Below are 23,161 nucleotides of genomic sequence, written 5' to 3'. Positions count from 1 at the left end.
GTGGCGCCCACAATGCGCGGCCGGCCCGGGCCTCCGTCCGGGCCACCGCTGCATTGCTGCTCGCCATGACTGAACACCAAGAATCCTTCCGCTGGGGCGTGATCGGCCCGGGCGGCATTGCCAACCGTTTTGCCGGCGCGCTGGCCGGCGTGCCCGGGGCGCGTCTGGCCGCGGTGTTCGCGCGCGACGCCGCCAAGGGCCAGGCCTATGCCGAGCAGTGGCGGGGTGACGGCGCACCGGCGCGCGTGACCACGGTGCTGGCCGAGCTGCTGGCCGACGGTGATGTAGACGCGGTCTACATCGCCACGCCTCACTCCCACCACGGCGAGTACATCCGCGCCGCACTGCTGGCCGGCAAACCGGTGCTGTGCGAGAAGCCGCTGGTCACGTCGCTGGAGGAAGGCCAGGCGCTGATCACCCTGGCCCGCGAGCGCGGCGTGTTCCTGATGGAGGCGGTGTGGACGCGCTTCCTGCCCGCCTACGAGCTGGCCGGCCGGCTGCTGCGCGAGGGCGCCATCGGCGAGCTGCGCGCGATGGCCTCCACCTTCTGCTTCACGGGCCCTGCGGACCTGACGCACCGCTGCTGGAACCCGGCGCTGGCCGGCGGGGCGCTGTGGGACATCGGCATCTACAACCTCGTCGTCACGCGCTGGGTGCTGCAGCAGATGAACGGCGGCGAGTGCCCCGAGCCCGAGTGCATCGACGTGGCCGCCACGCTGGCACCCACCGGCGTGGATGCGTCCGTCACGGCCACGTTCCACTTTCCCGGCGGCGTCACGTCGCAGTTCCGCTGCGGTTTCGACGCGTCGTCGATGAACGCCTTCGAGGCGATGGGCGCCAAGGCCGCGCTGCGCTTTCCGGTGGACTTCTGGGGCTCGGAGGCGGTGGAGCTGGTCACGCGCAAGGCGCCGGTGCAGCGTTTCGACGCGCCGCATGCCGTCAATGGCTTCGAGGGCGAGATCGCCGAGGCGCAGGCCTGCATCCGCGCCGGCCTGCTGGAGAGCCCGCGCATGCCGCACAGCGAGACGCTGGGCCTGCTGCGCTGGAGCGACGCGATCCGTGAGCGCCTGCCCGGAGGCGTGAACAAGAAGGGCTAGGAGCCCGACAGGCTCCTAGCGCGCGATCCAGATGCGGTTGTCGCGCGCCGGGTGGCGGCGCGGCATCAGCGCCACACCGCCCTCGCCGCCCTCGCCGTGCAAGGCACCCTGGGCGCGCGCGGTGGCGGACGACACGCCCGGCAGCACCGGGCAGCTGCCTGTGTCTGCATGGCCAAGCGCCGAGGCGAGCAGGGACTCGCTGGTGTCACCCAGGGCGCGGCTGAAGTCGTCGGCCACGGTGCAGCCCTTCACGAAGCGGGTGCCCGTGGTGCCGCTGGCGGTGGGCTCGAAGCCGTCGGCGTAGTCACCGAAGCCCTGCGCATTGACGCCGGTGAACTCGATGGGGAAATAGCTGATGCCGCAGTTGTCCTTGGCCGTGAAGCCATAGGGCTTGCCGCAGGTCTTGCCGCCGATCAGCACCACCTCCACGCCCACGCCGCGCAGGCTGTTGACGAGGGCCTCGCTGGCGGAGCAGGTGCCTGACTGCGCCAGCACGTAGACCCGGCTGAGGTTGAGCGCGGGCAGCGGCAGCTCCTGCGTGCAGCGGTTGCCCACCAGCAGGCAGGAGGTGCTGTAGAACGGCGTGGTGCGGTTGTCGGCGCTGCGCCGCGCGTTGTAGCGCAGCGTCTCGAAGGCCTGGCCGCTGGTGCGTGCCGTGCCCGCGATCATGTAGGCCAGCTCGCTGGCGAGGTAGAGGTAGCCGCCGCCGTTGTAGCGCAGGTCCAGCACCAGTTCGTTCACGCCCTGCTGCTGGAAGCTGCGCATCGCGTCGATCAGCGGCTGCTCGGCCGAGGCGATGTGGTCATGGAACACCAGGTAGCCGGCACGCTTGCCCTGCGGCGTGCTCAGCACGCGGGCCTGCGGCACGGGGGTCTTGGTGATGATGGCGCTGGTCAGGCTGCGGGTCAGCGTGCCGCTGCCGCTGCGGTTGAACACGAAGCTGTGCGCGGCGTTGGCCGCCTCGGGGTACATCGCCGCGTTCAGCCCGTCCACGCCCGCGTCGCTGGACACGTCGGCGCTGTAGCCATCGGCGCTGACGAGCTCGTCGCCGCGCATCACACCGGCCCGCTCCGCCGGGCTGCCCGGCTCGACATAGGCCACGCGGATCTGCCGCGGCGGCGTGGTGCTGGCCAGCCGCCATTCGATGCCGTAGCCCGCCTCCTGGCCGCTGCTGCTCAGCGCGTTCCACTTATCGGTGGCGTAGGTGAAGCTGAAGCGGTCGCGCCGCTGGCCGGTGTCGGTCAGCTGCGGGGTCTTGAGGGCCTCGAAGTAGTTGTCCATCGCGACAAAGGCGTCGCTGCCGCTGTAGGCCGCGGCGGACGGGTCGACCGTGGGCACCTCGTCGCGCCACAGGTAGGCCTCGTCCACGTAGGCGCGCAGCCACTTCTTCTCGGTGTCCAGCGTGGCGGTGCGCAGCCCGGCGGCGGCCAGCGTGTTGTTGGCGGCGCATTGCTGCGCGAAGCTGGACGACGGCCCCTGCGGGTTGGGCGACGCGCTGCCGCTGCTGCCGCCACCGCCTCCGGTGGTCGACGTGCCGCCACCCCCCCCACCGCCGCCACAGCCGGCCAGTGCCAAGCTCAGCAGCAAGGCCAGCGACAGCGGCGCACGCAACACATCGGACATCGATTCACTCCCCGGGACGATGGCGGGCAATGTACGTGGGTCCGGCGGCGCGTCGGCTCGCCGCGCTGCGCGATCACGCGTGACTTTTCACTCCCTCAGCGCAGCGCCAGGTCCAGCGCCGTGCCGGCAAACACCGCGAAGCCCAGCCAGTGGTTGGCGCGGAAGGCGCGGAAGCAGTCGTCGCGGCTGCGGTGGCGGATCAGCGTGTAGTGCCACAGCGCCTGCGCGGCCGCCACGGCCATGCCGGCCAGGAACCACGCGCCCAGCCCCAGGCGCAGGCCCAGCCAGGTCCACAGCCCGAGGAAGGCCGCATAGAAGCCCATGATGCCGGCCACATCCCAGCGGCCCAGCGCGACGGCTGAGGAGCGCACGCCGATCTTCAGGTCGTCGTCGCGGTCCACCATCGCGTACTCGGTGTCGTAGGCCAGCACCCAGAACAGGTTGGCCACCAGCAGCGCCCAGGCCGACAGCGGCACCGATCGCAGGTGCCACTCCATGCCGCCCAGCGCGGCGGCGAACGCCATCGGGATGCCGAACGAGAACGCCACGCCCAGTACCGCCTGCGGCATGGCCAGCACGCGCTTGGCGAACGGGTAGGCGATGGCCACGGCCAGCGCAGGAAAGCTCAGCAGGATGGCCGGCGGGTTGGTCGTCAGCACCAGGCCGAAGGACGCCAGCGCCAGCGCCGCGCCCAGCGTCAGCGCGGCCTTCACCGACACCGCGCCCGTCGTCACCGGCCGTTGCGCGGTGCGCTTCACGTGGCGGTCGAAATCGCGGTCGGCGACGTCGTTCACGCAGCAGCCGGCCGAGCGCATCAGCACCGTGCCCAGCGTGAAGACGATCAGCAGGTGCCAGCCGGGGAAGCCGTCCGCCGCGATCCACAGCGCCGCCAGCGTGGGCCACAGCAGCAGCAGCCAGCCGGCCGGGCGGTCCCAGCGGATGAGTTGCAGGTAGAGCGCAAGCCGCGAGGGCGGCGTGGCGGCGGGAGCGGTGGAGGTCATGCGGGCATTTTCTCGCGCCGCTAGGCTGGCCGCTCCACAGCTGTACCCTCCCCCCAACCCGGCAGGGTCGTGAGGCGCCCGAAGTGGTGGCACCAGCTCCGTCCCCCTAGCATCGCTGCTGCCCCCACACTTGCTGATGGACACGCTCGAACGCGTGCCTAGACTGCAGCGTCATCACTCGTCGGGGAAACGCCATGCGCACGCTCATGTCCACTATCGCGGCGCTTTGCGCCCTTGCTTGTACGACGCCTGCAGCGCAGGCCGCTGACCAGCACCACCTGGCCACCACCGGGCAGTTCACCACCGAGCTCATCGGCAGCGACCTGGGCGGCGTCCCGAATCAGCTGCAAAGCTGGCTCGGCAAGACCTTTAGCGTGCAGATGAGCTGGTCTTCGCTGCTGGTTCAGCGCGTGGATGGGCCGACGGCGGACTTCGACCGGGGCTGGCAGCTGCAGGGCACGGGTGGCCTGAATGTGGTCGTGGACGGCGGTTTTGCTGCCACCTCCGCACTGAACTACATCAACATCAAGACGGCCTGGGACTATGACGGCGCGTTCGGCATCCTGCCCGCCGGCACATACGAGAAGATCACGTTCTTCGGCATGTCCGCGGTCTGCAGCACCAGCGACTGCGGTGCATCAGCGCGCTATGAGTGGAGCGTCGAGCTGATCGGCACCACCGGCCTGCTGCAGCCCGGTGATGCCTTGCCCACGGCAACCGGGATCGACCTGAACAAGCTGCTGTTCGTTGGCACGATCGCGGCTGTGTACACAAATGGGAGCGACCTGGCGGGCGGCGTCGAGGCGCCCGACGCAAGCGCGACGCGGCTGGACCGGCTGAGCCTCATCACGACGCCGGTACCTGAACCATCCGCGGCGCTCATGGGATTGGCCGGTCTGGCAGTGTTGGCGCTGCTGCGGCGGCGTGCCGTCCATCAGCCGCGCTGACCTCAGCCTGCGCCACGCAGCCGGCCGGCAGCGGCTTGCCGTCGAGGCTGCGCAACACACCCTTTGGCCCATGGCAGAACTCCAGCCGCCGGGCGCCGGGCCAGCGCTTGAGCGCGAAGGCCTCCAGGCTGTCGGGCAGGCTGGTCTGCACGAGGCCGGCCTGCAGCAGCGCGTCCGGGTGGTCGTGAAAGCGCACCCAGGGCACGAAGCGGCCCGCCAGCATCAGCCACGGCGACACGCGCACCGGCTGCGGCGCATAGCCCTCGCGCTGCAGCCAGGCCTGGGCTTCGGTGCGCGTGGTGCTGCCGGCGATGGCGGCGGCCAGCAGCTCGGCCACCCACTGGTTGCAGTTCTGGTACTCGGTGCTGAACGGGTAGGCATTGGCGCTGTAGCGCGCGTTCAGCAGCGCCAGCGCGCGCGGCCGGTCCAGCGTGGCGGCGGCCAGCGCGGCGCCGGCCTCGGGCGGCAGCAGCAGCACGCTGAGGTAGCCGACGTCGGGATCGTCGCTGCCGGTCACGAAGCCGGCCAGGCCCTGGTCGAACAGGCGCGGCTGGCCCTCGGCGCAGGCGTAGTAGAGCTGGCGCACGGCCCAGGGCGTGTCCAGCCCCTCGGCCAGCGCGACGGCGGCGTGCGAGTAGCGCAGGCCCAGGCGTGACAGGTCGGTGCCGGAGCGGGCGACCAGCGCGGCCGGCGCGCCCGACGCGGCCAGCGCCTCGCGCACCACGGCCGTGAAGCGCAGCAGCCGGTCCTGCTGCGTGGCGTTGACGGCCACCGGGCGGTCACAGCCCTGCGGCAGCACCGAGCCGGCCTGCGCGGCGCCTGCGGAGGCCAGCGCCACCAGCAGCGCCGGCAGCAGACGGCGCATCAGGGCGTGACGACGCGCGCGGCGAGCTCGCGTGCCCAGGCGTCTTCCAGCACCAGGAAGAAGGCCCGGCCGGTGTCGGCATGCGCGAACGCGACGCCGTAGGTCTGCGGCGTGGCCTGCACCTCGTCGCCCACCTGCACGGCGCGGGCGGCCAGCGCCTGCTGGGGCAGCGTCAGCTCCACGGTGGTGGCGCCCTCGCGGGCCAGTGTCAGCCGCAGGCGGCCGGCGTCGGCCTGGGCCACGTCGGTGACACGGTAGCGGCCCTCGGCGCGCTTCTCGCCGCCGGTGCTGCTGCCGGACGAAGCCTTCAGCGAGTCGGACACGCTGCCCGACGAGGCTGAGCCCGCGCCGGCGGCGGACGACGCGAACGAGGTGGCCCGGGCGGCGGTGGTGGCCAGCGCCAGGGCGGCGAGCAGGGGAAGGAGGCGGGAGGCTTGCATGGGGATCAGGGCAAAGCGGGGGATGGGCAACGATAACGCGCCGGCGTGGCGGGGCGTTGTCAGCCAGCGCGGTTACTTGGCGGGCGCCGGCAGCGCGCGCAGCGCGGCGGGCAGGGGCGTGGCCGGCCCGGCCAGCGTGGCGCCGCGCGCGGCGGCGGCGTTGCGCAGCGCCGCCAGGCGTTCGGCGGTGTCGGGGTGGCTGCTGAGCCAGGCCGTGCCGGCCGGCGCATCGCGCTGCGGCAGCGTGGTGAAGAGCGCGGCAATGCCGCCCGCGTGGCCGTACAGCGCCAGGCTCGCGGCCAGCGCCTCGGCGTCGGCCTGGCGCTCGGCGTCGCGCGAGTAGCCCAGCAGCGCCAGCTGCGCCGCGCCGGTCAGCAGGCCTTGCGCGGCCTGGGCGGCGCCGTCGGGCGTGATGACCGAGAGCAGCAGCGCCACGGCCAGGCCGTGGCCCAGGTTGGCGGCCACGTGGCGGTGCTTCACATGGGCGATCTCGTGGGCCAGCAGCGCGGCCAGCGCCTCCTCGCTGTCCAGCCGGCGCAGCAGGCCGTGGAACACGTGGATGCGCCCGCCCAGCGTGGCGTAGGCGTTCACCAGGCCGGACGGATCGTCAGCCACCACCACCCGCATGCCGGGCGGCAGCGCCATGGCGCCGGCCACGCGGTCGGCCAGCGCCTGCAGCGCGGCGCGGCGCTGCGCAGCCTCGGGCGTGGCGGGGGCGGGCGCGTCGAACACCCGCTGGGCCAGCGCCACCTCGTAGGCAAACGGCAGGCGCGGCGCCAGCCAGCGCGCTGACAGCCCGGTCACGAGCACCAGCACCGCCAGCAGCGCCAGGCTGGCGCCCAGCAGCCAGGCCAGCTCGCGCAGCGGGTGCTCGTCGCGCTCCAGCAGGTCGTCCGGCGGCAGCCGGTTCTCCAGCCGCGGCGGCGTCATGCCGCGGGCGCGGGCGGCGCCTGTGTCAGCGCCGTGCCGAAGGCCAGCACCTCGACCGAGGGCGTCGTGGAGCCGGCGATCGTCGTGGTGTGGAAGCGCACGCCGATGACCAGCGTGCTGCCCGCCGCCTCGGCCTCGGCCTTGAGGCGCAGCAGCGCCTCGCGCCGGGCGCGCTCCAGCAGCGTCTCGTAGCCGCGGAAGCGCCCGCCGAAGAAGGACCGGAAGCCCGCCACGAAGGTCTTGAAGTAGTCCGACGAGATGACCACGCCGCCGCTGACCAGCTGCGCCGACGTGGCCGCCACGCCCTCGGGCACATAGCGCGTGTTCAGCGCGATGACGTGGCGCAGCGTCTGCTCGCGCTCGCGCAGGCTCCGGTAGTGGCGCCGCTCCAGCCAGCGCCCCACGCCGTAGCCCAGCGCCAGCGCGATGAGCAGCGCCCACAGGCTGAAGGTGTCCAGCCAGAAGTTCAGGCTCATGCGGCTGCTTCCACCGTCACCGCCGAGCCGTAGGCCAGGATCTCGGCGGCGCCCATGGTGATGCTGGTGGTCACGAAGCGCACGTTGAGTACCGCGTTGGCGCCGATGGCGCGGGCCTCGGCCGTCATGCGCTCCACGGCCTCGGCGCGGGCTTCCTGCATCAGGTCGGTGTAGGCCTTGAGCTCGCCGCCGACGATGTTCTTCAGCCCGGCCAGGATGTCCTTGCCGGCATGCTTGGCGCGCACGGTGCTGCCCTGCACGATGCCCAGGTGGGCGGTGATGCGGTGGCCGGGCGCGGTTTCGAGGTTGCTGATGAGCATGGGCTGACTCCCTGTGTGGTGGGCGCGATGATGCCCCACCACCGCAGGCTGTTCAGCCCCACAGGCCCTGCCACCAGCGCCGCGCGGCAGGGAGCGCCGATGGCGCCGGGCGCGCCACGCCCAGGGCCTGCAGCCGCTCGGCCACGCCGTCCAGCCCGGTGCGCAGCGCCGCCTGCATGGGCGTGAGGCCGTCGAACTCCGAGGGCAGGTCCGGCAGCGCGCCGTGCTCCAGCAGGTAGAGCGCCACCTGCGGCTGGCGGGCCAGGATGGCAGCCACCAGCGGCGTGGACAGGAATTCCGGGTGCGCGTAGTTCACGTCCACGCCGGCCTGCACGTGGTACTGCACCAGCGCGAGGTCGCCCTCGCAGCCGGCGTTGAACATCTCCTTCCAGTCGCCGCCCGACATGGGTTCAGGCCGGCACGCGCACGGCCAGCCGGGCGCGCTCGATGGCGGCCAGCAGCGCTTCCTCGGAGAAGGGCTTGCCCAGCAGCTGGGTCACGCCAGCGGCGGCGGCGGCCTCGGTCTTGTCGTCGGAGGACGTGATCATCAGCACCGGCAGTGCGGCCCAGTGCGGCGTGGCGCGCACCTGGCGGGTCAGCTCGAAGCCGTCGATGCCGGGCATCTCGACGTCGGTGATCAGCACATGCGGCCGCTCGGCGGCCAGCAGTTCCAGCGCCTGCTCGCCGCTGTCGGCCAGCGCGACGCGGTAGCCCTGCCCGGCCAGCAGGCGGCTGAGCTTGACGCGCACGATCTTGGAGTCGTCGGCCACCACCACGAGCAGCTCGTCGGCGCGCAGCTCGCGGGTGGGGGCGGCGTCGGGCGGCGCGGCCTGCAGGGCCTGCTGGGCCGCCAGTTCGCGCTCGGCGGCCTCGGCCTGCAGGCGGGCCTCTTCGGCGGCGCGCGCGGCCTCGGCAGCGGCGCGGGCTTCGGCAGCCTCGCGCTCGATCTGCTCGCGGGCCTGGCGTTCGGCCAACTCGGCGGCGGCGCGCTCAGCCTGGGCGCGCGCCTCGGCCTCGGCGGCTTGCTGTGCAGCCTCGGCCGCTGCGCGTTCAGCGGCTTCGCGCTCGGCTTGTTCGCGTGCCTGGCGCTCGGCCAAGGCTGCGGCTTGCGCCGCCTCGCGTTCCGCCTGTGCGCGGGCTTCGGCTTCAGCGGCCAGGCGGGCGGCCTCGGCGGCCTCCCGCTCGGCGGCTTCGCGTTGCGCCTGCTCAGCAGCCTCGCGTTCGGCCTGCGCACGGGCTTCGGCCTCGGCTGCGGCTTGTTCGGCGGCTTCGCGCTCCGCACGTTCACGCTCGGCGCGTTCGCGGGCGGCGGCTTCCTCGGCCTGCTGGGCTTGCTGGGCCTCTTGGGCTTCATGGGCCTCCTGGCGGGCGCGCTCCTGCGCCAGCCGCGCGGCCTCGGCCTCGGCGATGCGGCGGGTGATGTCTTCGGAGTCGCGCTGCGCCTCGGCCTGCTGGCGGGCCTGCTCGGCCAGGCGCCGCGCCTCGGCGGCCGCGGCCAGCGGAGCTTCAGGCGCGTCAGCAGCGGCCTCCTGCGCGGTGGCCAGCTGCGCGGCGCGGGCCGCGTGCTCGGCCTGGGCCTGCGCCAGGCGCTGGGCTTCGCGGCGCTCAGCGTCCTCGCGGGCGCGGCGCTGGCGCGCACGGCCCAGCCACAGCAGCAGCACGACAAGCGCCGCAGCGGCGGCGGCCAGGATCCAGATCAACAGCTCATTCATGGTGGGAGGCTCCGGCGGACGGAGCGGTCAGCAGGCCCATCAGCGGGTTCCAGCACGGCAGCTTAACGAACGACGGTGACCGTCACGTTCGTCATTGAGGGATCCCGGCAGTTTTGCTCGCCGCGCTGAGCGGGGCCTGCAGCTCGAAGGCCACGCGTGCCCAGCGGCCGCGGCCGTCCAGCGCGGTCAGCGTGTGGCGGCCGGGCTGGCGCAGCGTGAGCGCCTGGGTGTGGTCGGCGGCCTCGCTGCTGGCGACGAGCTGGCCGTCCAGCAGCCAGCTCAGGCCCTGCTGCGCGCCCAAGGCCTGCAGCCGCAGCGTGACCTCCGGCCGCCCGGGCGTGGGCCGCAGCACGGTGCCGGGCTCCACGCCCACGATGCGCAGCGCCTGCGCGCTGGGCGTGCGCGCCGCGCAGCCGGGCGCCCAGGGCAGGCGCTCGGCGGGGTGCAGCTGGGCGGCGTCCAGGAAGGGCAGCAGCAGCGTGGGCCAGCGCACCGCGTCCACGCGCTCGGCGGCGGGCGCGCAGTCGGGCCGCACACGCTGGCCGGCCTGCGTCCACACCGCCTGCACCAGGCCCCCGGGTGCCAGCCGGTCGGGCAAGGTGGGCGGCACGGCGCCGTCCAGCGTCCAGGCGGTGCGCTGCTGCAGGCAGTGGCCGGGCGCGGTGGCGGCCAGCGCGGTGCCCAGCGGCCAGCAGATGGGCACGGCGCGCACGCTGTCGGGCTGGCGGCGCGGGGCCAGTTGTTGCCGGTCCGGGCCGGCGGGGCCGAGCGCGGCGGCGATGTCGCGCAGCAGCGGCGCGGCGGTGTTGGCCCCGAAGTGGCCGGGGTTGGGCGTGCCGTCGGGCCGGCCCACCCACACGCCCAGCGTGTAGCGGTCCGTCACGCCCAGCGCCCAGGCGTCGCGGAAGCCGAAGCTGGTGCCCGTCTTCCAGGCCACGCGCTGGGCGCTCTCGCGGAACGGGTTGCCGGGGCGGCCGCCGCTTTCCAGGATCTCGCGCACGATGAAGGCGGCGCCGCTGCTCATCAGCGGCGTGTCCTGCACGGGTTCGGCGCGCAGCAGGCGCGGCTTGCCGGCCAGGCCGCCGCGGGCCAGCGCGGCGTAGGCGCCCACCAGTTCTTCCAGCGAGGTGCTGCCGCCGCCCAGGATGAGGCTGAGGTTGGGCGCGGCGTTGGCCGGCATGCGCAGCCGCAGGCCGGCGTGGCGCAGCCGGCCGGCGAAGCGCTCGGGCCCCAGGTGGGCCAGCAGGTCCACGGCCGGCACGTTCAGCGAGCGCGCCAGGGCCTCGGCCACGCTGACGGGGCCGGAGAAGTCGGCCTGGAAGTTGCCTGGCGCGTAGCCGCCGAAGTTCTGCGGTGCGTCGATGAGCAGGCTCTCGGAGTGGATGAGGCCGTCGTCCAGCGCCATCGCGTACAGGAAGGGCTTGAGCGTGGAGCCCGGCGAGCGCAGCGCACGCACCATGTCCACATGGGCGCCGCGCCGGGCGTCGCCGAAGTCGGCCGAGCCCACGTAGCCGCGCACCTCCATCGTGCGGTTGTCCACCACCAGCGCGGCCAGGGAGTTGGCCTCGGGCAGCGTGGGCAGGCGGTCGGCCAGCAGCTGCTCCAGCCGGGCCTGCAGGCCGGCGTCCAGCGTGGTGTGGATGACGGCCACGGCCGCGCCCTCGCGGCGCGCCTGCTGGCGCAGCCGTTCGGCCGCCAGCGGCGCCAGCCAGCGGGCGCGCAGCGGCGGCGCGAACACGCGCTCCAGCTTGGCGTCGGCCACGTCCGCGGCGGCCCACACGCCGAGCGTCTGCATGCGTGTCAACACCTTGTCGCGCGCGGCCTGCGCGGCAGCCACGGCACGGTCGGGCCGCAGCCGCGTGGGCGACTGCGGCAGCGCCACCAGCAGCGCGGCCTCGGCCTGCGAGAGTTCGGCCGCGCCCTTGCCCAGGTAGGCGCGCGCGGCCGTCTCCACGCCCTGCAGCGGCCCGCCCATGGGCGCGAGGTTGAGGTAGAGCGCCAGGATCTCGGCCTTGCTGTGGTGCAGCTCCAGCTGCAGCGCGCGGGCGATCTGGCGCGCCTTGGCGCCCAGGCTGCGGCCGGCAGCGCGCTCGTCGACGAGGCGGGCCACCTGCATGGTCAGCGTGGAGCCGCCCGACACGATGCGCCCATGCCGCGCCCACTGCCAGGCGGCGCGGGCCAGTGCGGCGGGGTTGACGCCGGGGTGCCAGTGGAACCAGCGGTCCTCGTAGTGCAGCAGGGCCTGCAGGTACAGCGGCGAGACGGCCTCGGGCGTGGTGGGGTGGCGCTGCGCGCCGTCGTCACTGGCCCAGCTGCGCAGCGGCGTGCCGTCGGCGGCCAGCACGGTCAGCGTGGGGGCGTCGGCGGTGGGCTGGGGCAGCGGGCAGGCGATGTCCAGCGCCAGCACGGCCGCCAGCACGGCGGCCAGGGCCAGCTCGGCGCGGCGCAGGCGGCTGCGGGCCACAGCGGGCGCTCAGCGCGGGCTGGACGCCGCCCGTGCCGCGCGCAGCGCCTGCAGCTCGGCCTTCAGCCACGGCGCGCTGTCCACCGGCGCCTGGCCGGCACAGCGCACGCGGTAGGGCTGGCCGCTCATGCTGCTGCTGGTCGCGCCGCGCTCGATGAACTGCTCCGCGCTCGCGACGAGGCCGCGGCCGGCCATCACGTCCAGCTTCTTCAGCAGATGCGCGCGGGCCTCGGCGCCGGCATGCCAGCTGCCATTGCGGTTGAACTCGCAGCCCGACGCCTGCAGCCGCGCCAGCAAGGCGTCGATCTCCGCCCGGGCGACTGCGGGCAGCGGGGCGGCGCTGGCGGCCTGCAGCAGCAGGGCCAGGGGCAGTGCGAGGAGGAGTGGGTGGGGGCGACGCATGGGCGCGATTCTCGGCAATGCTGTGAGCGCGCGCATGCTCGGCAAGAACAACCCACTGGCCCCGCCAGGACGATCAATACAAATCCCGCGCCGCCAGCCTCACTTCATGCAGCAACTGCCGCGCCCCCGGCGACATCAGGTGGCCTTCCCGCGTGATGATGCCGAACGCATCCATGTGGCACGGCAGCTCGATCGGCAGGATGGCCAGCACATTCAGCGACGCGTAGTAACGTGCCACTTCCACGGGCATCACGTGCAGCGAGTCGGTCTGCTGCAGCAGAGCCGTGATGAGCAGCAGGGCCGTGGTGTCCACGCAGTTGGTGGGCGGCTCCAGCGCGGCGCGGCGGAACATCAGCTCCCAGCGGTGGCGCAGCACGCTGCCGGGCGGTGGCAGGATCCAGGGCTGGTCGGCCAGGTCGGCGAGCTTGAGGTTGTCGCTCTTGAGCAGCGGGTGGCCCACGCGGGCCACGGCGCAGGCGGGCTCCACGGTGAGCTCCTCGTAGTGCAGGCCGGCGGCGCTGTCGTCCTCGAGGATGCGGCCGATCATGAAGTCCAGCGAGCCGCGCTGCAGCATGCCCAGCAGCTGCTTGCTGCTCTCCATGTGCACGCCAATGCGCAGCCGTGGCGCCTGCAGCTTGATGCGCGCGATGGCCCGCGGCAGCAGGCCCATGGCGGGCGTCATGATGACGCCCACCTCCACCTGGCCCGACAGGCCGTGCTTGAGCGCGACGATGTCGTCGTGCGCGGCGGACAGGCTGGTCAGCGCCATGCGGGCGTGGCGGATCATGGTCTCGCCGTAGAGCGTGGGCTCCATGCCGCGCGGGTGGCGGTCAAAGAGCTTCACGTCCAGCATGTCCTCCAGGTCCTTGAGCTGCTTGGACGCGGCGGGTTGCGTCATGCAGAGGACTTCGGCGGCGCGGTGGATGTTGCGCTCGTCGTCCAGCGCGATGAGCAGCAGCAGCTGGCGCGTCTTGAGCCGCGCGCGCAGGAACCAGTTGGGGTTGGGGCTGGCGTCGGTCAGTGACGCGCCGGCCTCGTCATCGTCGTCTTCACGGGCCATGGGGGTCTTCTGGGTCAGGCGAGGTTGACGCGGCCATCGTTGGCCAGGACGCTGTTGATGTCGTCGCCGGTCTCGTCCAGCTGCACCAGCGTGGCCTGGCGGGCGCCCAGTGGGTCGCGGGCCTGCAGCGCGGTCAGGATGGCCTTGTGGCGCGGCAGCGAGAGCTCGTGCGTGTTGGGCAGCTGGCTGGAGAGGATGATGGACTCGCGCAGCGCCAGCGACAGCATGTTGCCGATGTAGGCCAGCAGGTCGTTGCCGGTGGCCTCGGCAATGCGGCGGTGGAACAGCAGGTCGGGCTCCAGCAGCTCGGCCGTGGTCTTGGCCGCAGCCATGCCTTCGTAGGCGGTGGCGATGCCGGCCAGCTGCTCGTCGGTCGCGGCCTTGGCGGCCAGCGCGGCGGCAGCGGGTTCGAAGATCTGGCGCACCTCCAGCAGCGTCTGCACGAAGTCGCGCTGGGGCTGGGCCTGGATGAGCCAGTACAGCACGTCGGGGTCCAGCAGGTGCCACTCGTTGCGCGGCCGCACGATGGCGCCGGCCCGCTGGCGCGACACCACCAGCCCCTTGGCGACGAGCACGCGCACGGCCTCGCGCAGCACGGGGCGGCTGATCTCGTAGCGCTCCAGCAGCTGGGCCTCGGGCGGCAGCTTGTCGCCGGGCTGCAGCTGGCCGCCGACGATGGCCAGGCCCAGCTCGCTGACGATGCGGCCGTGCTGGCTCTTGCCCTCGGCCGGGGCGCTGTAGGTGGAATGGTCCGCGCGGGTCTTCATCAACGGCAGGCTACCGAACAAAGACCGCATTATCGAAAGCGTGCGACGAAGCCGCCCTTGGGGGCCAGCGTCAGCGTGGCGGCCGGCGCGGCGAGCTTGGCTTCGGCGAACTCGCGCGGGCCGGCGCCGTCGGTGATGAGCTGGCCTTCGCGCTGGCCCAGCCAGGCGAGGTCGAGCTTCACCTCGCGCGGCGTGTCGTCGGCGTTCAGACCGGCCACAAACCACTGCTGGCCGGCGCGGCGCGCGATTGCGACCCACCGGCCGGGCTCGCCGCCCAGGAAGCGCACCTCGTCCCAGGCGCGCGGCAGCTCGCGCATGAAGGTCTTCACGTAGGCCGGCACGGTGGCCATGCCCTCGGGTGTCTCGGCGTAGTGCTGGATGCCGGACAGGAACAGCACGCTCTGCGCCAGCTCGAAGCCGTTGCGCGTGGCGCGCTTGATGTTCGGGATCTCGTGGAACACGACGGGCGTGAAGTCCATGGGGTCGAACAGGTTGCGCGTGAACGGCAGCATGGCGGCGTGGCCGGGCACCTTGTCCTGGTCCTTCTGCTCGAAGGTGGCGAACTCGAAGCCCTTGACCGCCTCCACCGTCATCAGCTGCGGGTAGGTGCGGCTCCAGCCGCGCGGCAGCGTGGCGCCGTGGAAGTTCAGCAGCAAGCCGGCGGCGGCCGTTTCCTTCAGGATGTCCACGTAGTAGGCGATGGACGAGGCGCCGTCGCCGCCGAAGAAGTCCACCTTCAGACCCTGGATGCCGATGGCCTTCACGCGGGCGAATTCCCTGGCACGCGCGGCCTTGGTCAACAGCGCGTTCTTGGGGCTGTACTCGGTGTCGTTCCAGGCGCCGGAAGAGTTGTACCAAGCCAGCAGCCCCACGCCCTTCGTCTTGGCGTAATCGGCCAGCTCCTTCATCTTGGCGTCGCCGATCTTGCGGTCCCAGTCCGCGTCCACCAGCGTGTAGTTCCAGCCCATGTCGGCGGCGTAGTCGATGAAGCGCTTCTGCACGTCGAAGACGGTGGCGTCGTCCTTCAGGATCGCCCAGCTCCACGAGGCGTGGCCGGGCTGCAGCTTGCGGTGGTCGAACGCGATGGCGGGCGCGGCGAGGTCGGTGCCCAGCGTGGACTCCATGACCGTCTTCAGCGGGCCGATGGCGAGCACGCGCCACGGCGTCGTGAGCGGCCCGTTCACGTCGGCCAGCAGGTGGCCGCCCGTGTTGACCTCGCTGGCCTCGGGCAAGCCGATGCGGTAGGTGCCGCCGGTCGAATCACTCGCCAGGCGCGAGGCGTGAAAGCGCCCGTCCATGCCGGCCTCGGTCAGCGCCACCCAGTTGGCGCCCGCGCGGAACAGCGCCGGGAATACCCAGCCCGCGTGCGACGGCGCGGCCGTGCCGACGGGGATGTCGGTCAGGTAGTGCTCCTCGTAGGACGGGTTGGTGCGCTTCCAGCCGGTCTTGGCGACGGACATGGGCTGGAGCCAGGCGCGGGCGTCGGCGGGGAAGGCGAAGCTGGTCAGCTCGTCCTTGAAGGTCTTGCGACCGGCGCCGTCCACCGTGTAGCGCAACGCCAGGCCGTCGTTGGCGGCACGCAGCGTGACGGTCATGCGCTGGCCGGCCGCGTTGGCGACGGTGAAGCGCTGCTCGTTGGCGTGCACGCTGACCTGGCGCTTCTTGCCGGCGGCCAGCGTGTACTGCTCGCGGTGGGCCTTCACCGGCGAGGTGGCGACGAGCTTCAGGCCGTTCGCGAAGTCGCCCTGCGCCAGCACCAGGCCCAGCCGCGAGGCCAGCAGCACCGGCTGGCCGGCGCGCTGTACCGTGTAAACCAGCTGCTGCTGGTCGTTGACCGACACGTCGACCTGCAGCTGGCCGTCGGGGCTGCTCAGGGCCTGGGCGAGCGCGGGAACAGCGAACAACAGCGAAGCGAGTGTGAGGCGCATGGTCGCGATCTCCGTGAAATCAGAGTGAACAGGGGCCGTCGGCCACGGGCGTGCCGAAGTCGGGGAAGCCGTCGGCGCGCCAGCCAAAGGCCTGCACGCGCGTGTGGCGGTTGGGGTCGTTCAGCGGGTCGCCGACGATGTCGCGGTAGTTGCGGGCGTGATAGACCAGCAGGTCGGTTTGGCCGTCCGGCGTCGTCGTGAAGCTGTTGTGGCCGGGGCCGAACTGGCTGACGGACTCGTCCGTCGTGAACACCGGTGTGGGCGACTTGTGCCAGCTCGTCGCGTCCAGCAGGTCGGCGTGCTCATCGGCCCACAGCAGGCCCATGCAGTAGTTGGCGTCGGTGGCGGCGGCCGAGTAGGCGATGAAGACGCGGCCGTTGCGCTTCAGCACAGCCGGGCCTTCGTTGACGCAGAAGCCGATGCGCTCCCAGGCCAGCTCGGGCCGCGTGATGACGACGGGCTCGGTCTTGAGCGTCCACGGGTTGGCCATTTCGGCGATGTAGAGGTTGCTCTCCGTGGGCGGGCTCTTCTGCGCCCAGCACAGGAAGCGGCGGCCGCCGTGCTCGAAGGGCGTCGCGTCCAGCGAGAAGCCTTCCTCGGGCGTGGCGATCTGGCCGCGCTCGATCCACTCGCCGGTCAGCGGGTTGTCGCCCAGGCACTCCAGCACGTACATGCGCAGCTTCCAGATGTCGCCACGCTCGCTGGCCGCGAAATAGACGAACCAGCGGCCGTCAATGCGGTGCAGCTCCGGCGCCCAGACGTGGAAGCTCATGGGGCCGCTGTCGTGCTTGGTCCAGATGGTCTTGGGCGTGGCGGTGGCCAGGCTGGCGATGCTGTCGGCCGCGCGGATCTCGATGGCATCAAAGCTGGGCACCGACGCGGTGAACCAGTAGCGGCCGTCGACGAGCGTGATCTGCGGGTCGGCGCGCTGTTCGATGAGGGGGTTGTTCCAGGTCGTGCTCATGCGCGTGGGGCTTGGGTGACGATGACGTTCCATGAGGCGGGCTTGAGCGTCACGCGCAGCTGCTCGCCGTCGATGGCCACGCCGTTCAGGGCTTGGGGCGCGACGCGGTCGGGCGCGTCGGCGGTGTTGGTGGCGTTCAGGTCGGCGCTGTGCAGCTGCTCAGCGCTGACGAGTTGGCGCTCTCGCCCCAGGCCGCGCAGCGTGATGGACAGGTCCATCGCGTCGGTCAGGTGGCGGTTTAGCAGGAAGATGGCCGTCTGGCCCGTGGCGGCGTCGTCCACGACGCTGGCGCACAGGTAGGGCAGCTCGCCGTGCTTCGAATTCGCATAGCCGGGCGAGCGGATGACCGGCCGCAGCACATCGCCCCGCGCCCAGCGCGCAGCCTGCGCGAACGGGTGGAAGATGGTCTGCCGCCATGCCGGGCCGCCAGGCTCGGTCATGATGGGCGCGATGACGTTGCACAGCTGCGCCATGCAGGCCACCTTGAGCCGGTCTGCGTGGTTCATGAACATCGTCAGCATGCCGCCGATGAGCAGCGCGTCCTCGGCGGTGTAGATCTCCTCCAGCAGCCGCGGCGCCTCGGGCCAGCCGGCCTGCTTCAGGTGCTCGCCGTGCCGCGCGCGGTACCAGACGTTCCACTCGTCGAAGCTCAGCATCAGCCGCTTGGACGAGCGCTTGCGCGTGGCCACGGCGTCGGCGATGGCGACGGTGTCTTCGATGTAGCGCGCGTTGGTCTCGATCTGCGCGAAGAAGGCTTCGCTGCTGGTGTCGCCCGGCTGGGCCGGCGGCGGCTTCACGAAGTAGCTGTGCAGCGACAGGTAGTCAACGAACTCGAAGCAGTGCTCCAGCACGCGGTCTTCCCAGACGCCGTAGCTCGGCATGTCGTACGCCGACGAGCCGCAGGCGGCGAGCTCAATCGTCGGGTCCACCCAGCGCATCAGCTTGGCGGTTTCCTTGGCGATGCGGCCGTACTCGTCCGGCGTCTTCTGGCAGATCTGCCAAGGGCCGTCCATCTCGTTGCCCAGGCACCAGAACTTCACACCCAGCGGCTCTTCCACGCCGTGGCTGCGGCGCAGGTCCGACAGCGCCGTGCCGCCCGGGTGGTTGCAGTACTCGAGGTAGTGGCGCGCCTCGTCCGGCCCGCGCGTGCCGAGGTTGACGCCGAACATGGGCGCTATGCCGACCTTGCGGCACCAGGCCATGAACTCATGCGTGCCGACCTGGTTGGTCTCGGTGGAGAACCAGGCGAGGTCCAGCCGCCGCGGGCGCTGGTCCTTCGGGCCGACGCCGTCTTCCCAGTTGTAGCCCGACATGAAGTTGCCGCCGGGGTAGCGAACGATCGTCGCGCCCAGCTCCTTCGTCAGCGCGGCCACGTCGTTGCGAAAGCCGTGCTCGTCCGCCGTGGGATGCGTCGGCTCATGGATGCCGTTGTAGACACAGCGGCCCAGGTGCTCGACGAACACGCCGAACAGGCGGCGGTCCAGCGGCGCGAGGTCGAAATCACGGTCGACGGTGAGGGAGGCTTGGAAGGTCATCGGCGCGCCTTGGAGAGAGCCTTGTTCACTCGCTTTTCGACGCTGGCCTGCACCTCGGCCACGGGCTTGCCCGACAGCAGCAGGTTGGCCACGTCCTCGCCGATCAGCAGTTCGATGTTGCGTTGCGTGGGCACGTTGCCCGGCATGGACGCGCCGGTGGTGGTGATCTCGGCCAGCGCCGCTCGCTGCGGCAGCGCGCGGAAGGCCTCGCTCTGCGCCACGGTCTGGCTGACCGGCAGGTGGCCGGTGCGCGACCACTCGGCGCTGCGGTCCCAGACGAACTTCAGGAAGGTCAGCGCGGCCTCATGGCCCTTGGCGTCTTTCGTGCCGCCCTTGAACAGCGCCCACGAGTGGCCGTCGGCAAACACCGCCGGGCGCTCGTACAACTGCGCGAATGGCCGCACCGCATAGCCGCCCTTCAGCGGCGAGTCCGGCTTCTGCGATTCGCGCAGGAACTGGTCGATGGTCCAGGTGCCCACGACGACGACGCCGGCCTGGCCGTTCAGGAAGGCCTGGTTGGCGGCCGCGTAGTCGAGGTTGGGCCGCACGTGGCCTTCCTGGTAGAGCGTCTGCATCAGCGTCAGCGCGTTCGTCACGGCGGGCTGCTGCATGGTGATGCGCTTGCCATCAGCCGAGAACAGCGGCGCGCCTTGCTGCGCGATCAGCGTCTGGAAGGTGCGGTTGTTGGCGGCGGTCTCGTTGGCCACGGCCCAGGCGAAGTAGGGCTTGCCCGTCTTCTGCTTGAACTGGCGCGCCTGCGCGAGCAGCTCTTCTGGCGAACGCGGCAGCACCGGCTGGCCGTCGGCGCCCAGCAGGCCAGCCTGCTTCATCAGCGTGGTGTTGATGTGCCACAGCCAGGCCCAGGTGTCGAAGGGCAGCGCATAGGTCTGGCCGTTGAACGTGGTGCCCTTGCGGGCATGTTCGGTGAAGTCGTCCACCGGCACGCCCACGCGGGCGAGGTCGGCATCCAGCGGCAGCACCAGCTTGCGGCGCACGTAGTCGCCCAACGCGGATTCGTGCATGACGGCGACCGTCGGGATGTCCTTGGACACCAGGCGCGCGGTGAGCTGGTCGTAGTACGGGCCCCATTCGCCGATCTGCGTCTTCACGACGATGTCGGGGTGCGTGGCGTTGAACTCGTTGACCAGCGCGGTGACGATGCCGCACTCGCCCACGCCTTCCGACGCTTTCACCACCTGGCCGAACTGCGACTCGCAGCTGCCGAAGAAGCGCATCAGCGTGATTTCGGTCTTGGCTGGGTCTTTCGCACTTTGACCACAGGCGGCCAGCAGCACGACGGACAGTGACATCAACAAGCGCTTCATGACTTGCCCGTCCCTGCCACCGCGGTGACGAGGTGGCGTTGGAAGAAGAGGTACAGCATCAGCGCGGGCACACCTGCGAACACGGCTTGCGCCATCAAAAAGCCCAGCCCTTCCGACTGTGCGAAGTTCGTCTGCGTGGACGCCAGGCCGCGGGTCAGCGTGTACATGTCGGGCTGCGTCGCGATGACGAGCGGCCACAGGTAGTCGTTCCAGCAGGCCAGGAAGGTGAAGATGCCGAGCGTGGCTTGGGCGGGCAGCGTCAGCGGCAGGATGATGGTGAGGAAGGTCTTGAAGCGCGACGCGTTATCCAGCATCGCGGCCTCTTCCAGCTCGGCGGGGATGGCCTTGAAGTACTGCGTCATCAGGTACACGCCGAAGGGCGCGGCCAGACCCGGCAGTGCCAGGCCGGCGATGGTGTTCTGCAGGTTCCAGTCCGAGAACAGCCGGTGCAGCGGGATGAAGACCGACTGCGCCGGCACGGCCAGGCCGAACATGACGAGGGCGAACAGGAGCTTGCGGCCGGGGAACTCGCAGCGCGCGAAGCCGTAGCCGGCCAGCGATGACAGCACCAGCACACCCACCGTCTGCAGCAGCGCCACCAGCGCGCTGTTGCCTAGCCAGCGGAACACCTGCGAGGTCTGCAGGATGTCCAGGTAGTTGGCCAGCGTGTAGGGTGGCGCCAGGAACACGTCGGTGTGGCGCAGCAGGAATTCATTGGGCTTGAAGGACAGCGCCAGCACCCACAGCAGCGGGGCCATCCAGACCAGCGCGAGCAGCGTCAGCGCGGCCATGACGATGCGGTCGAACCAACCGCGGCGGAGCAAGGGGTTCATCGTGGGGCTCCCTTGCGGTCACGTTCGAGCCATAGCTGGGCCGACACCCCGACCAGCATGATGGCCAGCAGGATCTGCGAGGCGGCCGTCGCGTAGCCCAGCGAGAGCTGCATGAAGGCCTGCTCGTAGGTGAACTGCACGATGGACCGCGTGGTGTTGTTGGGCCCGCCGTTGGTCATCAGCATGATCTGCGGGAAGACCTGGAACTGGCGGATCACCTCGATCAGCGTCACCAGCACGATGGCGCGCTTGAGGCTGGGCAGCGTGATGTGCGTCAGCACGCGCCAGCGCGGCGTGTTGTCCAGCGCGGCGGCCTCGTAGATGTCGCCGGGGATCTGCTGCAGCGCCGACAGGAACATGATCATCGGCAGGCCGATGATCCACCAGACGGTGACGAGGGCGATGGTCAGCAGCGCCAGGTGGTCGCTGGTCAGCAGTGGCAGCTCGGGGATGCCCATGGCCGTGAAGGCTTGAGCGATGAGGCCGCGCTCGGGCATCAGCGCCAGCTTCCACACCAGCGTGATCAGCGTGACTGAAAAGACCGACGCGCAGAAGAAGGTGGCGCGCAGGAAGGTGGCGAGCTTGCCGGGGCGGTTGAGTGCCAGCGCCAGCATCAGCGACAGGATGACGAAGATGGGCGTGCTGATGGCGACGAAGCGCAGCGTGTTCCAGACGACTTGGCGGAAGACTTCGTCTTGCCAAAGCTCTTTGTAATTCGCCAAGCCGACCCAGAAGCTGTCGTCGGACAGCAGGTCGTGGTCGTGGAAGCTGATCCATATTCCTTTGGCGAGGGGCCAGAGGAGCATCAGTGCGTACATCGCCACGAAGGGCAGTACGAACAGGGCGTAGGCGGGGCGGGAGGCGCGGAGGCCGACTGCTGGCGTCGTGCTCATGGTGTGGCCTCTTTGGGCTGTTGCCACGTGTGGTGCCCGGAGTTCGCCCGGGCGGGCGACCTACTTTCTTGTGTCGACAAGAAAGTAGGCAAAGAAACGACCCCCGATCCGCCCGCCCCTCGCGTTGCTCGGGGTTCCCTGCGCTGCTCAGAGGGGGGAAGAGAAATACCTCGCAGCGAAGGGCTTACGGGCTTGGCGATGGGGCTGTTCGGCTGTTCCTTCACTCCCCTTCTAAACCGCCGAGAAGCGCAGGAGCCCGGGGCGCGAGCGCAGCGAGCCTCGACAGCTGACTTCGCGCCCCTTTGTTTGAACGGAGCGTAGCGAAGTGAGTTGGGCGCGGCCCCGGGTTCCGAGCATCGCAGGGAACCCCGCAGGGGCGGTTTTGCAGGGGCGACTCTTTGCCTACTTTCTGGTCGCCCAGAAAGTAGGTCGCCCGCCGGGGCGAATTCCCGGCATGGGCCTTGCCACCAAGCCATCCTCACGACAAAGCCTCCTGCGCATGATGCGCACGCCCTTCCGCATCGAACAGATGTGCCTCAGCCACATCCACGCTCACCGCAACATGTGAGCCAAGCCGAGGCGACACCCCTGCCGGCACCGTGACGATCAACGGCGTATCGCCCTCCAGCTTCAGGTGCGCCAGCGTGCGCTCGCCGAGGAACTCCACCAGTTCCACGCGGCCGCGCAGCGGGCCGGCTTCCGCCACCTTCAGGTTCTCGGGCCGCACGCCCAGCACCAGGCCCTGTGCGGGCAGCCCCGCCACCGGCACGCGGGTGGTGATGCTCAAGCCACCCGGCACCGTCACGACCGCACACCCATCGACATCCGCCCCGCGCTCCACCGGCACAAAGCCCATGCCCGGCGTGCCGATGAAGCTCGCCACGAACTGGGTCGCCGGCCGGCGGTAGAGCTCGGCCGGCGTGGCCACCTGCTCGATGGCGCCGCCCTTCATGACGACGATGCGTGTGGCCAGCGTCATCGCCTCGATCTGGTCGTGCGTGACGAACACCATGGTCGCGCCCAGGCGCTGGTGCAGCTGAGCCAGCTCCAGCCGCGTGCGGCCGCGCAGCGCGGCGTCGAGGTTGGACAGCGGCTCGTCGAACAGGAAGATGCCCGGCTCCTTCACCACTGCACGGCCGATGGCCACGCGCTGGCGCTGGCCGCCCGACAGCTGGCCCGGCTTGCGGTCCAGCAGCGCGCTGAGCTCCAGCATGCGGGCCGATTCCTGGATGCGCTTGTCGATCTCGCCCGCCGGCACGCCGAGGTTCTTCAGGCCGAAGGCAAGGTTGTCGCGCACCGTCATGTGCGGGTACAGCGCGTAGTGCTGGAACACCATGGCCAGGTTGCGCTGCCCCGGCGGCGCCACGGTGACGTCGCGGTCGCCGATGAGGATGCGGCCGCCCGTCACTTCTTCCAGGCCCGCGATCATGCGCAGCAGGCTGGTCTTGCCGCAGCCCGAGGGCCCGAGGAAGACGACGAATTCGCCGGGCGCCACGTCCAGCGACAGGTTCTCGATGACCTGCACCGCGCCATAGCGCTTGCAGATGTTCTCCAGCTTCAGGCCTGCCACGGCAGTCTC

At 71.2% G+C, this 23,161-nt stretch carries 22 protein-coding genes; 2 read left to right on the top strand and 20 right to left on the bottom strand.

Going from position 1 to position 23,161, the window contains the following annotated elements; genetic code table 11:
* Nucleotides 1-65 precede the first annotated feature (65 nt).
* Nucleotides 66-1,097, top strand: a complete 1,032-nt coding sequence (locus NYO99_RS12265) for a Gfo/Idh/MocA family protein (RefSeq protein WP_268167493.1) — start codon at nucleotides 66-68, stop codon at nucleotides 1,095-1,097.
* 15 nt (nucleotides 1,098-1,112) lie between these two features.
* Here the strand turns inward: NYO99_RS12265 and NYO99_RS12260 are convergent, their stop codons facing one another.
* Together NYO99_RS12260 and ubiA are read right to left on the bottom strand one after the other, a co-directional pair.
* On the bottom strand, nucleotides 1,113-2,720 hold the full coding sequence (locus NYO99_RS12260) for a S41 family peptidase (RefSeq protein ID WP_268167492.1): 1,608 nt from the start codon (nucleotides 2,718-2,720) through the stop codon (nucleotides 1,113-1,115).
* A 95-nt stretch (nucleotides 2,721-2,815) separates the two neighbouring features.
* Nucleotides 2,816-3,721 (bottom strand): 4-hydroxybenzoate octaprenyltransferase, encoded by a 906-nt coding sequence (gene ubiA, locus NYO99_RS12255; RefSeq protein WP_268167491.1) that lies wholly within the window; start codon nucleotides 3,719-3,721, stop codon nucleotides 2,816-2,818.
* 194 nt (nucleotides 3,722-3,915) lie between these two features.
* Between ubiA and NYO99_RS12250 the strand changes: the two genes are divergently transcribed.
* Nucleotides 3,916-4,668 (top strand): PEP-CTERM sorting domain-containing protein, encoded by a 753-nt coding sequence (locus NYO99_RS12250; RefSeq protein ID WP_268167490.1) that lies wholly within the window; start codon nucleotides 3,916-3,918, stop codon nucleotides 4,666-4,668.
* Here the strand turns inward: NYO99_RS12250 and NYO99_RS12245 are convergent.
* The 18 genes from NYO99_RS12245 to NYO99_RS12160 all read right to left on the bottom strand — a co-directional run bounded on the left by NYO99_RS12245 (nucleotide 4,601) and on the right by NYO99_RS12160 (nucleotide 23,152).
* Nucleotides 4,601-5,533: a DUF2145 domain-containing protein gene (locus NYO99_RS12245; RefSeq protein WP_268167489.1), complete on the bottom strand. Its 933-nt coding sequence runs from the start codon at nucleotides 5,531-5,533 to the stop codon at nucleotides 4,601-4,603. The genes NYO99_RS12250 and NYO99_RS12245 overlap by 68 nt on opposite strands.
* The gene (locus tag NYO99_RS12240) at nucleotides 5,533-5,973 is read right to left on the bottom strand and encodes a hypothetical protein (protein ID WP_268167488.1); all 441 of its coding nucleotides are present in this window, start codon (nucleotides 5,971-5,973) and stop codon (nucleotides 5,533-5,535) included. Before NYO99_RS12240 ends, NYO99_RS12245 begins: the two co-directional genes overlap by 1 nt.
* A 72-nt stretch (nucleotides 5,974-6,045) precedes the next feature.
* On the bottom strand, nucleotides 6,046-6,903 hold the full coding sequence (locus NYO99_RS12235) for a M48 family metallopeptidase (protein ID WP_268167487.1): 858 nt from the start codon (nucleotides 6,901-6,903) through the stop codon (nucleotides 6,046-6,048).
* Nucleotides 6,900-7,379 carry a YbjQ family protein gene (locus tag NYO99_RS12230; RefSeq protein WP_268167486.1) on the bottom strand — a complete coding sequence of 160 codons (480 nt, stop codon included), beginning with the start codon at nucleotides 7,377-7,379 and terminating at the stop codon, nucleotides 6,900-6,902. The genes NYO99_RS12235 and NYO99_RS12230 overlap by 4 nt, the downstream gene beginning before the upstream one ends.
* Nucleotides 7,376-7,699 carry a YbjQ family protein gene (locus NYO99_RS12225; protein WP_268167485.1) on the bottom strand — a complete coding sequence of 108 codons (324 nt, stop codon included), beginning with the start codon at nucleotides 7,697-7,699 and terminating at the stop codon, nucleotides 7,376-7,378. Before NYO99_RS12225 ends, NYO99_RS12230 begins: the two co-directional genes overlap by 4 nt.
* A gap of 52 nt (nucleotides 7,700-7,751) precedes the next feature.
* A complete protein-coding gene (locus tag NYO99_RS12220) occupies nucleotides 7,752-8,105 on the bottom strand; it encodes an ankyrin repeat domain-containing protein (protein WP_268167484.1) in 354 nt (117 codons plus the stop codon).
* Nucleotides 8,106-8,109: 4 nt separating this feature from the next.
* Nucleotides 8,110-9,411 (bottom strand): response regulator, encoded by a 1,302-nt coding sequence (locus tag NYO99_RS12215; protein WP_268167483.1) that lies wholly within the window; start codon nucleotides 9,409-9,411, stop codon nucleotides 8,110-8,112.
* 91 nt (nucleotides 9,412-9,502) lie between these two features.
* Nucleotides 9,503-11,875: a penicillin-binding protein 1C gene (gene pbpC / locus NYO99_RS12210; protein WP_268167482.1), complete on the bottom strand. Its 2,373-nt coding sequence runs from the start codon at nucleotides 11,873-11,875 to the stop codon at nucleotides 9,503-9,505.
* A gap of 9 nt (nucleotides 11,876-11,884) precedes the next feature.
* A complete protein-coding gene (locus tag NYO99_RS12205; RefSeq protein WP_268167481.1) occupies nucleotides 11,885-12,277 on the bottom strand; it encodes a YfeK family protein in 393 nt (130 codons plus the stop codon).
* Nucleotides 12,278-12,350: 73 nt separating this feature from the next.
* Nucleotides 12,351-13,337 carry a LysR family transcriptional regulator gene (locus tag NYO99_RS12200; protein ID WP_268167480.1) on the bottom strand — a complete coding sequence of 329 codons (987 nt, stop codon included), beginning with the start codon at nucleotides 13,335-13,337 and terminating at the stop codon, nucleotides 12,351-12,353.
* 14 nt (nucleotides 13,338-13,351) lie between these two features.
* Nucleotides 13,352-14,104 (bottom strand): FadR/GntR family transcriptional regulator, encoded by a 753-nt coding sequence (locus NYO99_RS12195; RefSeq protein WP_268167479.1) that lies wholly within the window; start codon nucleotides 14,102-14,104, stop codon nucleotides 13,352-13,354.
* Nucleotides 14,105-14,133: 29 nt separating this feature from the next.
* A complete protein-coding gene (locus NYO99_RS12190; RefSeq protein ID WP_268167478.1) occupies nucleotides 14,134-16,032 on the bottom strand; it encodes a glycoside hydrolase family 97 protein in 1,899 nt (632 codons plus the stop codon).
* A 19-nt stretch (nucleotides 16,033-16,051) separates the two neighbouring features.
* The gene (locus tag NYO99_RS12185) at nucleotides 16,052-16,996 is read right to left on the bottom strand and encodes a glycoside hydrolase family 43 protein (RefSeq protein ID WP_268167477.1); all 945 of its coding nucleotides are present in this window, start codon (nucleotides 16,994-16,996) and stop codon (nucleotides 16,052-16,054) included.
* Nucleotides 16,993-18,531, bottom strand: a complete 1,539-nt coding sequence (arfA, locus tag NYO99_RS12180) for an arabinosylfuranosidase ArfA (RefSeq protein WP_268167476.1) — start codon at nucleotides 18,529-18,531, stop codon at nucleotides 16,993-16,995. Before arfA ends, NYO99_RS12185 begins: the two co-directional genes overlap by 4 nt.
* Entirely contained in the window at nucleotides 18,528-19,856 is a 1,329-nt protein-coding gene (locus tag NYO99_RS12175) for an extracellular solute-binding protein (protein ID WP_268167475.1), read from the bottom strand. The genes arfA and NYO99_RS12175 overlap by 4 nt, the downstream gene beginning before the upstream one ends.
* Nucleotides 19,853-20,689, bottom strand: coding sequence for a carbohydrate ABC transporter permease (locus NYO99_RS12170; RefSeq protein ID WP_268167474.1), 837 nt, complete (start codon nucleotides 20,687-20,689; stop codon nucleotides 19,853-19,855). Before NYO99_RS12170 ends, NYO99_RS12175 begins: the two co-directional genes overlap by 4 nt.
* A complete protein-coding gene (locus tag NYO99_RS12165; RefSeq protein ID WP_268167473.1) occupies nucleotides 20,686-21,582 on the bottom strand; it encodes a carbohydrate ABC transporter permease in 897 nt (298 codons plus the stop codon). The genes NYO99_RS12170 and NYO99_RS12165 overlap by 4 nt, the downstream gene beginning before the upstream one ends.
* Before the next feature lie 478 nt (nucleotides 21,583-22,060).
* Nucleotides 22,061-23,152: an ABC transporter ATP-binding protein gene (locus NYO99_RS12160; RefSeq protein WP_268167472.1), complete on the bottom strand. Its 1,092-nt coding sequence runs from the start codon at nucleotides 23,150-23,152 to the stop codon at nucleotides 22,061-22,063.
* Nucleotides 23,153-23,161: the final 9 nt, after the last annotated feature.

The organism is Roseateles hydrophilus (assembly GCF_026712245.1).
Classification (GTDB): Bacteria; Pseudomonadota; Gammaproteobacteria; order Burkholderiales; family Burkholderiaceae_C; genus Pelomonas; species Pelomonas hydrophilus.
Note: the sequence above shows the minus strand (reverse complement) of the source record. Positions and strands in the feature narration are given on the sequence as shown.

Excerpts from the sequence above, each read along its gene's own strand:
- NYO99_RS12260 (WP_268167492.1), bottom strand. The coding sequence starts at position 2,720 with ATGTCCGATGTGTTGCGTGCGCCGCTGTCGCTGGCCTTGCTGCTGAGC.
- NYO99_RS12205 (WP_268167481.1), bottom strand. The coding sequence starts at position 12,277 with ATGCGTCGCCCCCACCCACTCCTCCTCGCACTGCCCCTGGCCCTGCTG.
- NYO99_RS12225 (WP_268167485.1), bottom strand. The coding sequence starts at position 7,699 with ATGCTCATCAGCAACCTCGAAACCGCGCCCGGCCACCGCATCACCGCC.
- NYO99_RS12165 (WP_268167473.1), bottom strand. The coding sequence starts at position 21,582 with ATGAGCACGACGCCAGCAGTCGGCCTCCGCGCCTCCCGCCCCGCCTAC.
- NYO99_RS12265 (WP_268167493.1), top strand. The coding sequence starts at position 66 with ATGACTGAACACCAAGAATCCTTCCGCTGGGGCGTGATCGGCCCGGGC.
- ubiA (WP_268167491.1), bottom strand. The coding sequence starts at position 3,721 with ATGACCTCCACCGCTCCCGCCGCCACGCCGCCCTCGCGGCTTGCGCTC.
- NYO99_RS12170 (WP_268167474.1), bottom strand. The coding sequence starts at position 20,689 with ATGAACCCCTTGCTCCGCCGCGGTTGGTTCGACCGCATCGTCATGGCC.
- NYO99_RS12230 (WP_268167486.1), bottom strand. The coding sequence starts at position 7,379 with ATGAGCCTGAACTTCTGGCTGGACACCTTCAGCCTGTGGGCGCTGCTC.
- NYO99_RS12195 (WP_268167479.1), bottom strand. The coding sequence starts at position 14,104 with ATGAAGACCCGCGCGGACCATTCCACCTACAGCGCCCCGGCCGAGGGC.
- NYO99_RS12235 (WP_268167487.1), bottom strand. The coding sequence starts at position 6,903 with ATGACGCCGCCGCGGCTGGAGAACCGGCTGCCGCCGGACGACCTGCTG.
- NYO99_RS12215 (WP_268167483.1), bottom strand. The coding sequence starts at position 9,411 with ATGAATGAGCTGTTGATCTGGATCCTGGCCGCCGCCGCTGCGGCGCTT.
- NYO99_RS12250 (WP_268167490.1), top strand. The coding sequence starts at position 3,916 with ATGCGCACGCTCATGTCCACTATCGCGGCGCTTTGCGCCCTTGCTTGT.
- arfA (WP_268167476.1), bottom strand. The coding sequence starts at position 18,531 with ATGACCTTCCAAGCCTCCCTCACCGTCGACCGTGATTTCGACCTCGCG.
- NYO99_RS12190 (WP_268167478.1), bottom strand. The coding sequence starts at position 16,032 with ATGCGCCTCACACTCGCTTCGCTGTTGTTCGCTGTTCCCGCGCTCGCC.
- NYO99_RS12175 (WP_268167475.1), bottom strand. The coding sequence starts at position 19,856 with ATGAAGCGCTTGTTGATGTCACTGTCCGTCGTGCTGCTGGCCGCCTGT.
- NYO99_RS12185 (WP_268167477.1), bottom strand. The coding sequence starts at position 16,996 with ATGAGCACGACCTGGAACAACCCCCTCATCGAACAGCGCGCCGACCCG.
- NYO99_RS12240 (WP_268167488.1), bottom strand. The coding sequence starts at position 5,973 with ATGCAAGCCTCCCGCCTCCTTCCCCTGCTCGCCGCCCTGGCGCTGGCC.
- NYO99_RS12245 (WP_268167489.1), bottom strand. The coding sequence starts at position 5,533 with ATGCGCCGTCTGCTGCCGGCGCTGCTGGTGGCGCTGGCCTCCGCAGGC.
- NYO99_RS12200 (WP_268167480.1), bottom strand. The coding sequence starts at position 13,337 with ATGGCCCGTGAAGACGACGATGACGAGGCCGGCGCGTCACTGACCGAC.
- NYO99_RS12220 (WP_268167484.1), bottom strand. The coding sequence starts at position 8,105 with ATGTCGGGCGGCGACTGGAAGGAGATGTTCAACGCCGGCTGCGAGGGC.